This is a genomic window from Morganella morganii H1r (genome assembly GCF_000633515.1).
GTDB classification, from domain to species: Bacteria; Pseudomonadota; Gammaproteobacteria; order Enterobacterales; family Enterobacteriaceae; genus Morganella; species Morganella morganii_B.
Window position 1 is genome coordinate 74,543 of sequence record NZ_AYMP01000049.1, and the last position, 15,048, is coordinate 89,590.

The 15,048-nt window shown below is 52.1% G+C and carries 13 protein-coding genes; 10 read left to right on the top strand and 3 right to left on the bottom strand.

The annotated features are described in order from the left end of the window. Positions 1–3 precede the first annotated feature (3 nt). The 6 genes from U868_RS0120825 (at position 4) to menE (ending at position 7,135) form a co-directional block, all read left to right on the top strand. Positions 4–1,335 carry an isochorismate synthase gene (locus U868_RS0120825; protein ID WP_025154960.1) on the top strand — a complete coding sequence of 444 codons (1,332 nt, stop codon included), beginning with the start codon at positions 4–6 and terminating at the stop codon, positions 1,333–1,335. 126 nt (positions 1,336–1,461) lie between these two features. Continuing rightward, positions 1,462–3,132, top strand: a complete 1,671-nt coding sequence (menD, locus tag U868_RS0120830; protein ID WP_025154961.1) for a 2-succinyl-5-enolpyruvyl-6-hydroxy-3-cyclohexene-1-carboxylic-acid synthase — start codon at positions 1,462–1,464, stop codon at positions 3,130–3,132. Continuing rightward, the gene (menH, locus tag U868_RS0120835; protein ID WP_025154962.1) at positions 3,129–3,902 is read left to right on the top strand and encodes a 2-succinyl-6-hydroxy-2,4-cyclohexadiene-1-carboxylate synthase; all 774 of its coding nucleotides are present in this window, start codon (positions 3,129–3,131) and stop codon (positions 3,900–3,902) included. The genes menD and menH overlap by 4 nt, the downstream gene beginning before the upstream one ends. A 13-nt stretch (positions 3,903–3,915) precedes the next feature. Next, positions 3,916–4,773 (top strand): 1,4-dihydroxy-2-naphthoyl-CoA synthase, encoded by an 858-nt coding sequence (gene menB / locus U868_RS0120840; RefSeq protein ID WP_004235182.1) that lies wholly within the window; start codon positions 3,916–3,918, stop codon positions 4,771–4,773. Then, the gene (gene menC / locus U868_RS0120845; RefSeq protein ID WP_025154963.1) at positions 4,773–5,744 is read left to right on the top strand and encodes an o-succinylbenzoate synthase; all 972 of its coding nucleotides are present in this window, start codon (positions 4,773–4,775) and stop codon (positions 5,742–5,744) included. Before menB ends, menC begins: the two co-directional genes overlap by 1 nt. Beyond that, entirely contained in the window at positions 5,744–7,135 is a 1,392-nt protein-coding gene (gene menE / locus U868_RS0120850; protein ID WP_025154964.1) for an o-succinylbenzoate--CoA ligase, read from the top strand. The genes menC and menE overlap by 1 nt, the downstream gene beginning before the upstream one ends. A gap of 61 nt (positions 7,136–7,196) precedes the next feature. Here the strand turns inward: menE and U868_RS0120855 are convergent, their stop codons facing one another. Continuing rightward, positions 7,197–8,639 (bottom strand): catalase, encoded by a 1,443-nt coding sequence (locus U868_RS0120855; protein WP_036412242.1) that lies wholly within the window; start codon positions 8,637–8,639, stop codon positions 7,197–7,199. Between the two features lie 296 nt (positions 8,640–8,935). Between U868_RS0120855 and U868_RS0120860 the strand changes: the two genes are divergently transcribed. Further along, the gene (locus U868_RS0120860) at positions 8,936–9,475 is read left to right on the top strand and encodes a YfaZ family outer membrane protein (RefSeq protein ID WP_025154966.1); all 540 of its coding nucleotides are present in this window, start codon (positions 8,936–8,938) and stop codon (positions 9,473–9,475) included. A 64-nt stretch (positions 9,476–9,539) separates the two neighbouring features. Here U868_RS0120860 and satP read toward each other — a convergent pair whose 3' ends face one another. Next, on the bottom strand, positions 9,540–10,109 hold the full coding sequence (gene satP, locus U868_RS0120865; protein ID WP_025154967.1) for an acetate uptake transporter: 570 nt from the start codon (positions 10,107–10,109) through the stop codon (positions 9,540–9,542). 918 nt (positions 10,110–11,027) lie between these two features. Between satP and U868_RS0120870 the strand changes: the two genes are divergently transcribed. Next, positions 11,028–11,228, top strand: a complete 201-nt coding sequence (locus tag U868_RS0120870) for a hypothetical protein (RefSeq protein ID WP_004235196.1) — start codon at positions 11,028–11,030, stop codon at positions 11,226–11,228. Between the two features lie 251 nt (positions 11,229–11,479). On the opposite strand, the gene U868_RS24820 is transcribed toward U868_RS0120870, so the two are convergent. Further along, on the bottom strand, positions 11,480–11,656 hold the full coding sequence (locus U868_RS24820) for a GhoT/OrtT family toxin (protein WP_071243230.1): 177 nt from the start codon (positions 11,654–11,656) through the stop codon (positions 11,480–11,482). A 1,088-nt stretch (positions 11,657–12,744) separates the two neighbouring features. Here U868_RS24820 and U868_RS0120885 point away from each other — a divergent pair. Together U868_RS0120885 and U868_RS0120890 are read left to right on the top strand one after the other, a co-directional pair. Further along, the gene (locus U868_RS0120885; protein WP_025154968.1) at positions 12,745–14,199 is read left to right on the top strand and encodes an alanine/glycine:cation symporter family protein; all 1,455 of its coding nucleotides are present in this window, start codon (positions 12,745–12,747) and stop codon (positions 14,197–14,199) included. 164 nt (positions 14,200–14,363) lie between these two features. Next, positions 14,364–15,014 carry a CatB-related O-acetyltransferase gene (locus U868_RS0120890; RefSeq protein ID WP_025154969.1) on the top strand — a complete coding sequence of 217 codons (651 nt, stop codon included), beginning with the start codon at positions 14,364–14,366 and terminating at the stop codon, positions 15,012–15,014. Positions 15,015–15,048: the final 34 nt, after the last annotated feature.

The window sequence follows — 15,048 nt, forward strand, 5'->3', positions numbered from 1 at the left end:
GCAGTGACTCTTTTTTCTGATTTTATTTCTCAGGTCTGTACTGAAATAACGAATAACAAAAATAAACCCGATGGTATTTATCAGTACGCGGTGACGTTACCGCCGCCACTGGCTGATGCATTACCCCCGTCAGCCCTGACCGGCTGGCTGAATGCCCAGACCTGCTGGCCGCAGTTTTACTGGCAGCACCGTGACGGTACAGAGACAGCGGCGGTGTGCGGGGAAGTGTGCCGTTTCACGCATATCAGCGGGGCACAGGCACTGCTGGATACGTTACCGGCACAGAGTCAAATCCGGATCTGGGGACTGAACAGCTGGCAGTTTGATACCCCGTCTCCGGCACAGGGTACCGGCGGCAGTTATCTGTTTGTTCCCCGCGCCGAACTGCGGATATCCGGCAATGAAACACACTTTCTGGTCAATATTGACAGCCGCCGCCCGGCGGAAGAAACCCTGACGTTTCTGCGTTCGCTGGTCTGGCAAACCGCGCTTCCGGCGTTGCACAGCACGGTTATCAGTGCCCGGCATCATCCGGATGAAGCGGGCTGGACACAGCTGGTGACGAATGCGGTGACTGCCATCACCGGCGGTGAGATGGAAAAAGTGGTGACAGCCCGCAAAACCGCACTGGAACTGTCTGCACCGGTCTCTCCGGCAGCCTTTATGCAGGCCAGTTGTGACTGCAATCACCACTGTTATCACTATATGCTGGTCACCGGGCCGGATACCGCGTTTGTGGCTTCGCCGCCGGAACGCCTCTATTTCAGGGCCGGGGCGCAGTTGTATACCGAAGCGCTGGCGGGAACAGTGGCAAATTACCCGGAAGATGACCGCGCGGCACAAGCGGCGCAATGGCTTCTGGCTGATAAAAAGAATGTGCATGAAAACAGCGTGGTGGTTGATGATATTTGTCAGCGCCTGCAGGGGGCTGTCAGTGCGCTGGATGTGAGCGCGGCAGATGTTATCCGTCTGCGCAAAGTGCAGCACCTTTACCGCGTTATCGCTGCCACGTTATATGCCCCCCGTGACAGTGATTGTTTACAGCGTCTTCAGCCGACAGCTGCGGTTGCCGGTCTGCCGCGCAGTGCCGCGCTGGCCTTTTTGCGCGATAATGAACCGTTTGACCGCGACTGGTATGCAGGCAGCGGTGGTTATTGCAGCCCGTCCCGCAGTGAATTTGCGGTGTCGCTGCGCTGTGCGAAAATCAGCGGCAGCCGGGTGGATTTGTATGCCGGAGCGGGGATTGTCGCCGGTTCTGATCCGCAGGCAGAGTGGAGCGAAATTGAAAACAAAGCTGCCGGACTGCGAACCCTGCTGGAAGGTGAAACTCACTGATTGTGCCATTTTCTGCTTACCGGGGCAGAAACCGTGAAATAATCTACCGGTTTATTGAACTACATTAAGGTATTTCCTGAGTCAATCCGTAGACTACGGAGAACTACAGGTCAGGAAAGGTGAGCTATGTCAAACAGTGCATTGAACCGCCGCTGGGCGGAAGTGATTTTGGAGGCGCTCAGCCGTCACGGGTTGCGTCATATCTGTATCGCGCCGGGATCCCGGTCAACACCACTGACACTGGCTGCCGCCGCTGATGACAAATTTATCTGTCACACCCATTTTGATGAGCGCGGGCTTGCGCATCTGGCGCTGGGACTGGCGAAAAGTACCCGGTTGCCGGTGGCGGTGATTGTCACCTCCGGCACGGCGGTGGCAAATCTCTATCCGGCACTGATTGAAGCCGGGCTGACCGGCGAACGCCTTGTTTTTCTGACCGCCGACCGCCCGCCGGAACTGATTGACTGCGGCGCAAATCAGGCTGTCCGCCAGCCGGGTATTTTTTCTTCCCACCCGTTTGCCGCACTGGCATTGCCGCGTCCGGTTTTTGATATCCCGGCGTCCTGGCTGGTCTCCTCCCTCGATGACATCATGAACCGCCTGCAGCACGGCGCAGCGCATATTAACTGCCCGTTTGCCGAGCCGCTGTATGATGATGACGGACAGACCGGTAAGGAATGGCAGGCACAACTCGGCAACTGGTGGCAGAGTGATAAACCCTGGTTGCAGCAGACCCGCTGTACCTCTGTGATCAGTGTGGATGACTGGTTTTTCTGGCGGCAGAAAAAAGGCGTGATTATTGCCGGACGTATGCAGGCCGCTGAAGGCAAACAGTTGCGTCAGTGGGCTGAATGCCTTGGCTGGCCGCTGATCAGTGATGTGTTGTCCCAGACCGGGCAACTGCTGCCGCATGCCGATCTCTGGCTGGCATCCCCGCGTTACCGCGAAGTACTGGCTCAGGCGGATGTGGTGATCCAGTTCGGCTCAAGCCTGACCGGCAAACGGCTTTTACAGTGGCAGGCTGCCTGCTTGCCGCCGGAATACTGGATTGTGGATACCATCCCGGGACGGCTGGATCCGGCAAATCACCGGGGCCGTAAATTTGAGTGCAGTGTCAGCGAATGGCTGGATGACCATCCGGCACAAACCCGCACACCGTGGGCTCCGCAGCTGACGGAATGGGCGCGGGCACTGAACATTCATGTTACAGAAACGCTGGGCGATGGCTGGGGAGAGGCACAGATTGCCTGCCGCCTGCCTGAACTGCTGCCGCCGCAGGGGGTATTATTTGCCGGTAACAGCCTGATTGTCCGGCTGATTGATGCGTTTGCTCAGTTGCCGTGCGGCTATCCGGTGTACAGCAACCGGGGGGCGAGCGGTATCGACGGCCTGATTTCCACCGCTGCCGGTGTTCAGCGCGGCAGTGCCAAACCGGCACTTGCTGTCGTCGGGGATATCTCGGCGCTGTATGATCTCAACAGCCTGGCGCTGCTGCGTTATACCTCCGGGCCGTTTGTGCTGCTGATCGTCAACAACAACGGCGGACAAATCTTTTCCATGCTGCCGACACCGGAGCAGGAGCGTCAGCGCTTTTACTGTATGCCGCAGTCGGTCAGTTTTGCCGGTGCGGCGCAGATGTTCGGCCTCAGCTACAGTGCCCCGCAGGACTGGCCGTCACTGAAAGCCGCGATCAGCAAAGCCTGGTCACAGCACTCCGCCACTGTCATTGAGGTGGTGACAAACGGCGACGAGGGGGCAAAATACCTTCAGCAACTGGTTCGTGAGGCAGCACAATGACGGTACTGGCCGCACAGCGCTGTTATGCGGACAGGCCCGGTCCGTGGCTGGTCTGGCTGCACGGCCTGTGGGGAAATAAAGAAGAGTGGCAGGCGCCGGCGGAAGAAGCCGGACACTATCCCTCATTACTGATTGACTTACCGGGCCACGGCGGCTCGCAATCTGTCCGTGCAAAAAATTTTCCGCATGTCAGCCGATTGATTGCTGATACCCTGGCCGCGCACCAGATAGACGATTACTGGCTGATTGGTTATTCACTCGGCGGGCGGCTGGCGATGTACCACGCCGCATACGGCGACCCGGCAGGATTGCGCGGGCTGATTATTGAAGCCGGGAATCCCGGGCTTGCCACACTCGATGAGCGCAATGCCCGGTTGCTGCACGATAACCGCCAGGCACAACAGTTACGTGAACGCCCGCTGGTATCGGTGCTGTATGACTGGTATCGTCAGGGCGTTTTCGCTGATCTCAATGAGGTTCAGCGGCAGCAGCGGGTGGAACAGCATCTGCATCATAATGCTTTTGCGATTGCGGATATGCTCTCTGACACCTCGCTCGGGCATCAGCCGCAGCTGGCGGAGAAACTGCATGCCCTGAATCTGCCGCTGCTCTATCTCTGCGGTGAACGGGACAGCAAATTCCGCGCCATTGCAGAAGCACACCATTTTCCGTTACGGACTATCCGATATGCCGGGCATAACACCCATCAGGCAAATCCCGCCGCGTTTGCGGAGGCAGTCCGGACATTTTTATCATTACATTCTGTTTAAGGAACTCACCGCTATGATGTATCCGAGCGAAGAAAAGCTTTCTGCCCCGGTTGAATGGGTCGACTGCACCGGCGATTATCAGGATATTCTGTTTCATAAATCAAAAGACGGGATCGCCAAAATCACCATTAATCGTCCGCAGGTGCGCAATGCGTTCCGTCCGTTAACAGTGAAAGAAATGATCAGCGCGCTGGCGAATGCCCGTTATGATGACGGCATCGGCACCATTATTTTTACCGGACAGGGCGAAAAAGCCTTCTGTGCGGGCGGTGATCAGAAAATCCGCGGTGACTACGGTGGCTACCGTGATGACAGCGGCACACATCATCTGAATGTCCTCGATTTACAGCGCGATATCCGTACCTGTCCGAAGCCGGTGGTGGCGATGGTGGCAGGTTATGCTATCGGCGGCGGTCATGTGCTGCACATGATCTGTGACCTGACCATCGCGGCGGATAACGCGGTATTCGGTCAGACCGGGCCGAAAGTCGGTTCATTTGACGGCGGCTGGGGTGCTTCTTACATGGCGCGGATTGTCGGTCAGAAAAAAGCCCGTGAAATCTGGTTCCTGTGCCGTCAGTACAATGCACAGGAAGCACTGGATATGGGGCTGGTCAACACCGTGGTGCCTTACGCGGATCTGGAAAAAGAGACCGTGCGCTGGTGCCGTGAGATGCTGGAAAACAGCCCGATGGCGCTGCGCTGCCTGAAAGCGGCACTCAATGCGGATTGTGACGGTCAGTCCGGTCTGCAGGAGCTGGCGGGTAATGCCACGATGCTGTTCTATATGACCGAAGAAGGCCAGGAAGGGCGTAACGCATTCAACGAAAAACGCTCACCGGATTTCTCTAAATTCAAACGTAACCCGTAATGCGCCACGCCACATTATACAGTTTCAGCCTGCCGATGGAGGCAGGCGTTATTTTGCGTAATCAGCGCCTGAAAACCCGTGACGGACTGCTGGTCTGCCTGCGGGAGGATGATCGCGAAGGGTGGGGGGAAATCTCCCCGTTGCCGGAGTTCAGCCGTGAAACCCTTGCGCAAGCCCTGCAGGCGGCAGAAGCGTGGATCGCGGCCTGGTGTCAGGGCAATGATCCGGCGGAAAGCCCGCTGCCGTCAGTCGCATTCGGCCTGAGCTGCGCACTCGCTGAGCTGGATGATACGCTGCCGCAGATCCTCAGTACCCGCAAAGCACCGCTCTGCACCGGTGACCCGGATGATCTGATCCTTGCACTCGATGCCATGGACGGTGAGAAAATCGCCAAAGTGAAAGTCGGGCTGTATGAGGCAGTCCGGGACGGCATGGTGGTGAATCTGCTGCTGGAGGCGGTGCCGGATCTGCGCCTGCGTCTGGATGCCAACCGCAGCTGGACCCGGGCCAAAGCGGACGGTTTCGCGAAATATGTGGCGCCGGAACACCGCACGCGGATCGATTTCCTCGAAGAGCCGTGCAAAACGCCGGAAGAGTCCCTGTGTTATGCACAGGACACCGGTATCGCCATTGCCTGGGATGAATCTGTCCGTGAACCGGGATTTACGGTAACAGCACAGCCCGGTGTGACAGCGATTGTGATCAAACCCACGCTGACGGGCAGTATCGCCCGCTGCCGTGAACTGATCACTGCGGCGCACCGCGAAGGGTTGCAGGCGGTGATCAGCTCCTCGGTGGAGAGCAGTTTCGGCCTGACACAACTGGCGCGTCTTGCCGGATGGCTGACGCCGGACACGCTGCCGGGGCTGGATACGCTTTCCCTGATGCAGTCACAGCTGGTGCGCCCGTGGCCGGGCAGCACACTGGCACTGATAACCGCAGAGCAATTAACTCAGACAGGACAATGGTAATGACGGCAGCACAATGGCCGTGGGTTGCACATGCTCAGCAGACACCGCATAAAACCGCGCTGCGCTGTGCGGACTCATCGCTGACATGGGCAGAGCTGACGGCGCTGGCGGATGCCCGTGCCGCCGGGTTTTATCAGCAGGGAGTGCGGGAAAGTAACTGTGTGGTGCTGCGCGGCAAAAACAGCACAGAACTGGTGATCGATTTTCTGGCGCTGCTGCGTTGCGGGGCGGTGATTCTGACACTTAATCCCGCACTGCCGCGCGGGTTACAGGCGGAACTGGCCGCGTCACTCGATGCGGATTATCTGTGTGACCGGAGCGACGGCACAATCGCGCTGCCGCTGAAAACCCTGGATCCGTCCGTGACCGGCACAGCACCGCCGGACGTGATCCCGCATCCGAAACGGCTGGCAACACTGATCCTGACATCCGGATCCACCGGGTTACCGAAAGCCATTGCCCACCGTCCGGTCGCGCATCTGGCTGCGGCACAGGGCGTGGTCTCACTGCTCAATTATCAGGCGGGTGACAGCTGGCTGTTATCGTTGCCGTTGTGTCATGTTTCAGGACAGGGGATTCTCTGGCGCTGGCTGCTGCAGGGCGGGGAAATGGTTCTCAGGGCTGAGGGGGAAACGCTGGCGGAATCGCTGCGCGGATGTACTCACGCCTCGCTGGTACCGACACAGCTCTGGCGTCTGCTGCAATCACCGGAAACGCTGCCGCCGCTGCAGGATGTCCTGCTCGGTGGTGCGGCAATCCCTGTTGCGCTGACGGAAGCGGCGGAAGCCCGCGGGATCCGCTGCTGGTGCGGTTACGGTATGACTGAATTTGCCTCAACAGTCTGTGCCAAACGGGCGGACGGCAAACCGGGAGTCGGGTATCCGCTGTCCGGCAAAGATATCCGCCTGGATGAGCAACAGCAAATCCTGGTCAACGGCGACAGTTTTGCCGCCGGTGTCTGGCTGAACGGCGCGCTGCATACATTGCCGGCCCATGACGGCTGGTACCCGACCCGTGACAAAGGCCATATGCAGGATGGTGAGCTGGTGATCGACGGACGGCTGGATAATCTTTTCTGCTGCGGCGGTGAGAATGTCCAGCCGGAAGTGACAGAAAAGCAGCTGATGCACTATCCGCTGATCACGGAGTGTCTGGTGGTACCGGTCAGCAGTGACGAGTTCGGTGCTGTGCCGGTGTATCTGATCCGTGATTATGATGACTGGACAGATGAACAGCGGCAGCATTTCAGTGACTGGTGTCTGGCGGAACTGCCTGCCTTTATGCGCCCGGCAGCCTGCTATGCATTACCGGAAGCGGATGCGGGCAGTGGTATCAAACGCACCCGCGCACCGCTGATCCGGATGGCGCAGGATCGTTTTCATACCCGCTGAGTTCATATAAAAAAACCGCTGCGGTCACGGATCGCAGCGGTTTTGTCATGTCATCACACGATTATTTTTTCAGTTTTGCGATTGCGGCTTCCACACCGGCACCGTATTCCGGATGCACCTGTTTAAACAGCGCTATCTGGCGTGCCTGAGTCGCTTCTGCGGCCTGCACCAGTTCACCGGCGATGCGGGCAAACATACGCTGATGCTCTGCGTCACTAAGAAGTTCATACAGCGCACGCGGCTGGCTGAAGTAATCGGTATCTTCGCGGTGGTTCCAGTGGTCGGCGGCACCGTCGACAGACAGCGGCGGCTCACTGAAATCCGGCTGCTCCTGAAAGAGACCGGCACTGTTCGGTTCATACGTTTCCGCATTACCGCTGTTGCCGTCGATACGCATTGCGCCGTCACGGTGATAGTTGTGGAACGGGCAGCGCGGTTTATTGACCGGGATCTGGTGGTGGTTGACCCCTAAACGGTAGCGGTGAGCATCGCCGTAGGAGAACAGACGCCCCTGCAACATTTTATCCGGTGAGAAACCGATACCGGGAACCACGTTGGCCGGGCTGAATGCCGCCTGTTCCACATCGGAGAAATAGTTTTCAGGGTTACGGTTCAGCTCAAAATAACCGACATCCATCAGCGGATAATCCGCATGCGGCCATACTTTGGTCAGATCAAACGGGTTATACGGTACTTTTGCCGCATCGGTTTCCGGCATCACCTGAATCTGCAGATTCCAGCGCGGATAATCACCTTTCTCAATTGCACTGAACAGATCACGCTGTGAACTTTCACGATCTTTCCCGATTAACTGCTCTGCCTCATCATCCATCAGGTTAGCAATGCCCTGCTGGCAGCGGAAGTGGAATTTCACCCAGAACCGCTCATTATTACCGTTGATAAAGCTGTAAGTATGACTGCCGAAACCGTGCATATTGCGGTAGCTCTGCGGCAGACCACGGTCACTGACATCGATGGTCAGCTGGTGGAGTGATTCCGGCAGATGGGAGAAAAAATCCCATTTGTAAGCCATATTGCGCAGGTTAGTGCGCGGGTCACGTTTTACCACGTGGTTCAGATCGGGGAATTTAAGCGGGTCACGCAGGTAGAACACCGGGGTATTGTTACCGACCATATCCCAGTTGCCTTCCTCGGTATAAAATTTCAGGGCAAAGCCGCGGATATCCCGTTCCGCATCTGCCGCACCGCGCTCACCGGCTACGGTGGAGAAGCGGGCAAACATATCGGTTTTTTTGCCGACCTGAGAGAAAATTTTTGCGCGGGTAAAACGGGTAATATCATGGGTGACGGTAAATGTACCGAATGCACCGGAGCCTTTGGCGTGCATACGGCGCTCCGGGATCACTTCGCGGTCGAAATGCGCCAGTTTTTCCAGAAACCACACATCCTGTAACAGCATAGGGCCGCGTTTTCCGGCGGTCATGACATTGTTGTTATCAACAACGGGGGCGCCCGCAGCTGTTGTTAATCCTTTCTTTTTCATCACATATCTCCAGTCGGTAAAGGGAAAAAGACACTGATTGCAGAAATTGGCGCGATGTGCAAAATCAGCATGGTAAATCATAAATTGTACTGAGCGTTGTTGTTTTTATCTGTATTTATGACTTGCTATAAAATATAGCACTGTCATAAAAAGAATGTATCAATTTGATGGATTGGCGTGACCTATTGATTGAATATATAGATAACTTTACATAAAAATCAGAATATTAACTTTCAAACGGTGACAGTTTCGGGGAGAATGCCCGAAACCCTGTCTGAATTTATGTGGTGGCAAAAATGAAAAAATATAAAGCAGCTGCGGCTGCAACACTGATGCTTGCGGCAGGTGCTGCAAATGCAATCTCGATGGACGTTGAAGCCGGTAAAAAATATACCGATATCAATGTGGGCGTAGGTGACCCGTACTCCGGTCTGTCATTTGACGGTAACTGGGCACGCAGTGATCACCAGGGACAGTTAGGCGGCGCACGTGCCAAATTTGCCTTCCCGCTGGGCCCGGTTTCCGCGAGTGTCGGCGGTAAAGCCGTTTACCTGGACCCGGATGTGGGTAAAAAAGGCCTGGCTGTTGCACCGGGTGTCGGTGTGGCGTGGAGCATCCTGCCGTCAGTGCGTGTTTATGGTGAGTTTTACGGCGCGCCGTCAGGCCTGACTTCCGGTAATGATTCATACAAAGAAGCGGATGTGGGGGCGAACTGGACAGTGTTTGCGCCGCTGAATGTGAAAGCCGGTTACCGTATGATTGAAGTTGAATCGAATAACGGTCATGAAAACCGTATCGCGGATGGCGCTTATCTGGGCGCGGGGCTGAGTTTCTGATCCCCGTTTTGCAGACAAAAAAACCCGTTCACTGAACGGGTTTTTTTATACGGGAGAGCCGTTATCAGGCGTGACGTTCACCGATAGGTAAAATTGTCCGGCCATACTGCTCATTCAGTACTTCAGCCATTGCCAGATAAAATGCAGTCGCACCACATAAAATACCTTCATAACCGGCAAATTTCAGTAATGCAGCATTACCGGTAGCATTACCGATAACCAGCAGGGCGAATAAAATCACCAGTAAAAAGAAAACCGCGCGCAGTGTCAGGTTTGCTTTCAGTGTGGCAATAAACATAAAGAACGAGAAAATACCCCACAGTGCCAGATACACAGCCAGGAATTCATGGCTGGTTGCCTCGCCGAATCCCATTGACGGCATGACCAGTATGCCGACCAGACTTATCCAGAAAAAGCCATACGATGTAAAGGCAGTAGCAGCGAAAGTATTTCCTTTCTTATATTCAAAAAGACCTGCGATGACCTGCGCAATGCCACCGTAGAAAATCCCCATGCTCAGAATAACAGAAGCCATCGGGAAGAATCCGGCGTTGTGGACATTCAGCAGGATAGTCGTCATACCAAATCCCAGTAAGCCCAGCGGGCCTGGATTCGCGATACGGTCAGAGCTCATAGAACCTCAATCAGATATATATAAAAGAGAGACACGCTATTCAAAGGCGCGGATGATAAGGGGAAACGCGCAGGAATACAACTATAAAAAACTGTTTACTGCAGGGAGAATGTTAAATATTAATATTTTGTAAAACAAGATGTCTTGTTTACGACAGATTTGTTTAAAAACATAGCGAAACGAAAGCACTTCACTGCCGGATGGAATAACCTGTTTATTTTACCGTTAATAAGTGTATTCAAATTATGATTAAGCGTAATTACGCAGAATTATTTTATAATCTTATTAAATAAAGAGAACTGAGTAATAATAGAGCGGAAAGTGTTTATTACTGTTACTAATAAAAATATAATTAACTATGGCAATAAAACTACGTATTAAAGGTGTGATGTATATCGGTTAATACTTATATCCCTATATTGTGTAAATACCATCATTCCCACATAAAGAGTAAAGGAATAATGTGAACTACTGCTTGTTGAAGGGGCATTGAGATTTTATATGATTATAATAATCCATAAATGAGTACGACGAATTTATTTAATTTAATTTATTTACTTCTTAAAAAAGGACGTTATTTATGCAGGTAAAAATTGATAAATTTATGTATTTTAATAGCGAAAAAGCACATATCGCATGATATAGTATTAACCAATAAACAACCAGAAAGTAACAATCCGCAGCAATGATCGCATGTATTTGGCATAACTGTTTGATACTAGTCACTTTTCGGTTTTTTCAAAAAAATATTCTCCGGAATAATATGTTTTTCTTTGAACATTAAATGCAATGTGACGATAATAAATCTCAAGGGATTTTTAGATAATTCTTACCGGAGTGTCAGTCAACAGCAATGCCGGGATGTCTTAAGTAAAGACGGACAGGCTGTCGTTATATTAAAAATAAATAGGCATAAATATGATTTCAGAACGAGTTAGCGACGCATATGTTTATGGCGAAATTTGCCAGGCAATCGGCAGAGCCGCTGTCCTTTTATGCAAAAGTGGCGAGCCTGTGACTAAAGAAGCCATTCAGGTAATGCTGGAAATATATTGGGAACAGCAGAATGATGACTTTATGAATGTCATCTATGAAAAAGCTATCAATGCACTGGACTGACAGCTGTCAGTCTTAATTCTGAATAAAGGAGAACTCAGCCGCGCAATCCCTGCCTTTTTGTGGTTGCGGTTCTCTATTTGGTATTCCGTCTTTTCCTTGCCCGCCATATCCGCCGCCGTATTCTCAGCGCGGTTATGCACCGGCATCTCAAATAAATGTACTGTGACAGCGGCACGGCAGTTCTCTGACGCGGGGGCGGCTGATGATTATTGTCAGGTGGACGGTGCGGAAATATTATGGCTATAAAACCGTCAGAACAGAGAGAATAAGATCACCACCGGCAGTGACATCGGCCAGGTGAGGGCTATCAGCAGACAACTGAGCAGGCGGAAAAACGGGTTCGGATCTTTTGTCAGGAAAAAAGTCAGAATAAATGAAAAAAGACCACCTGTTGCGTAGATAGTCAGTAAAATCTGTGCTGAGGACATAACGGTTACATTAGTTAAACTGATGAGGGTAGTGTATCTCACCCGGCGTGATAAATCATGGCGGATCTGCTGCCGGCACAGAAATTTTTGCGATTTTCCGTGCCGGCAGTGGTGTTTTACAGCCCTGCTGATAAGAAAATGCTCCCGTGAGGGAGCAAAAATAAAGAAAAATAACGAAGAAATGCACGATTATCTGTTCTGATAATAATGATTAATGACAAAATTACTATACGGTTATTCCTGTCTTTATGCTAAATACAAGGCGGGATCACATTTTCATCAGTCGAAATCTGACAGGACAGGCAAAAAAATTGCCGATCAGCTGACCGGCAAAAAATATATTAAGAGCAATGTATACAATCCGGTATATAACAGATTATATAACGCTATGGTAGCGGAAACAGGTCAGCGGCGAAAGCTTTTTTTCACGAGAGTGTGTCACAGAGCAAAGTTTGGCCCGGAATCAGTATCCGCCTGTGATGAACCGCGCTGGCCGGGATACCCGGATTGCTCTTCTTATGTTGCGTTGCCGGTAACAGAAATAAGGAACATTGCCCGGAAATAATGCCGGGATTTATTATTGATTATAAATATGGGATTTTATTATTAAGTCTTCGCGTTACTTAAAATAGTAAATAAATAAAGTAAAATACTCTTTTAAAATAACAGGTAATACATTTTTAGTTTTCAGGCTAAATGCAATCACATGTTTTAATTCAGACAACAAAATAAATTATGGCGGTAAATTGAAAGAAGCGCGTGATAAATCACGCCATAAAACAAGTGTTTACGTAACTATATGTAATAAATGGAGTTTTATGATGATGTTTTCAGCGGTTTTATTGAGTTAATAGATCGTGTTAAACGCTGTATTAAAGCGAAAAAGTAACGATGATTAATAGAACGAAAAAAAAGAAATAAAAAAATATACAGGGAAATATTTCTTATGGTAAAGTCTGGCTGATTCTTAATAAGAGGTGTCTTTTTTTTAAACAATTACTATCAGATATGACAATACGGATATTACCTGTCATTCGTTAAGGGGCTTATTCGCCGCAAATCAGCACAGCAATATAAGAGGTATAACTTTGACCGATATAATTAATACATTAAACGGACTGCTCTGGAACCACCTGCTCATCTATTTATTACTGGGTATCGGACTGTACTTCACATTTCGTACCGGATTTATCCAATTCCGTCACTTCGGACACATGTTCAGCGTGCTAAAGCACAGTAAGAAATCGGATAAATCCGGCATCTCGCCGTTCCAGGCGCTTTGTACAAGCCTGGCCGCACGGGTCGGCACCGGAAACCTGACCGGGGTGGCGATCGCCCTGACTGCAGGTGGCCCCGGCGCTATATTCTGGATGTGGGTGGTTGCCGTGATCGGGATGGCGACATCCTTTATCGAAAGCACACTTGCACAGCTCTATAAAACACGGGACGACCAGGGAAATTATCGCGGCGGACCGGCGTATTATATGGAACGCGGACTGAAAGCCCGCTGGATGGGCGTGTTGTTCTCAATCTTTCTGATTATTGCGTTCGGGCTGGTCTTTAATGCAGTTCAGGCCAATTCGATTGCCCAGGCGTCCAAAATGGCCTTTGGTGCGGATGCCGGTTATGTCGGTGCCGTGCTGGTGGTTATCTGCGGCGTGATCATTTTCGGCGGTCTGCGTTCGATTGCCCGTGTGGCGGAGCTGGTGGTACCGGTGATGGCGGTTGCGTATCTAATCCTCGCCTTCTGGGTGATGGGCCATTACGCAGAGCGTCTGCCGGATGTCTTTATGCTGATTATCAAAAGTGCCTTCGGGTTACAGGAAGCGGTTTCCGGCGCTGTCGGTTACGGTGTGGCACAGGCTATGATTAACGGCGTACAGCGCGGCCTGTTCTCGAATGAGGCCGGTATGGGTTCCGCGCCGAATGCCGCCGCTTCCGCAGCACCGTTCCCGCCGCATCCGGTTTCGCAGGGGTATGTGCAGATGCTGGGTGTTTTCATGGACACACTGGTTATCTGCAGTGCCACTGCGATGATTATTCTGTCCTCCGGTGTGCTGGATAATCCGCAGGGGAATATTAACGGGATTGAAATCACACAGCTGGCGCTGAGCTCGGTTGTCGGCAGCTGGGGTTCCATCTTTGTGGCTGTAGCGATTTTCTTCTTCGCGTTTACCTCTATTATTGCCAATTACGCCTATGCAGAGAGCAATATGGTGTTCCTTGAACATAAGCACACCAAAGGGCTGTTTGTGCTGCGTCTGGCGGCGCTGGGTATGGTGATGTTCGGGGCGTTGTCAGAAATGCCGCTGGTCTGGAAAATGGCAGATTTCTCGATGGGGCTGATGGCGGTGACGAATCTGATTGCGATTCTGTTGTTATCCGGCGTTGCATTTAAGCTGGCGAAAGATTATAACCAACAGCGTAAAACGGGGAAATTACCGCAGTTTGATATCAACCTTTATCCTGAAATCCGTAAACAGGTCGAAGACGGCATCTGGGAAGAAACGCCTGAATCGCTGGTTGAACAAAAAGTTAACTGATGATAACACCCGCGAAAGCGGGTGTTTTTCTGTATGGGAGAGAATCATGGACAATCCCCGGCTGAAACGGGCGAGGATAACCCGGTGTGATGTGCTTTGAACGCGGGTACATCACCACAGAATAGCGTTCTGTGGTAACGATTCATTCAATAATGAGATTTACCATGAAACAAAAACACTGGTCTGTCTGTGAACGGCTGCATGAAACCGTCACAAACCCGAATATTCATATCAAAGGTACGCACAGTTATTACAGCGATTGCTGGGATAAGGGCTTTGAAGCCTCTGTTGTCCGCTATTTGCAGGGCGATGAAATCAGCCGTGACTGGCAGCTCAGCTGGAAAGCGGATGAGCTGTATATCGGGGATTATGTCTGTATCGGGGCAGAAGCCGTGATCCTGATGGGCGGTAATCATACACACCGCCATGACTGGTTCAGCCTTTATCCGTTTCCGGATATGATTGATGAGGCTTATACCGGTAAAGGGGATACCCGTATCGGTGACGGTGCCTGGATAGGCATGCGGGCCATGATTATGCCCGGTGTGACTATCGGGGAGGGCGCGGTGATTGCCGCGAACAGTGTGGTTGTCCGCGATGTGCCGCCCTATGCCATTGTCGGCGGTAATCCGGCTGCCTTTATCCGCAGCCGGTTTGATGAAAATACCATCTGCGGATTGCTGGCGTTGTCTCTTTATGACTGGCCGCAGGCGAAGTTTGATGCGCTGAAGCCACTGATTTGTTCGGCGGATTTTGCCGGGCTGAAAGCGGCGTCTGAACGGTATGACAGGACAGAAAAACTCACTCAGTCATAACTGACTTATTGAATACCCGCTGCGGCGCTGAGAG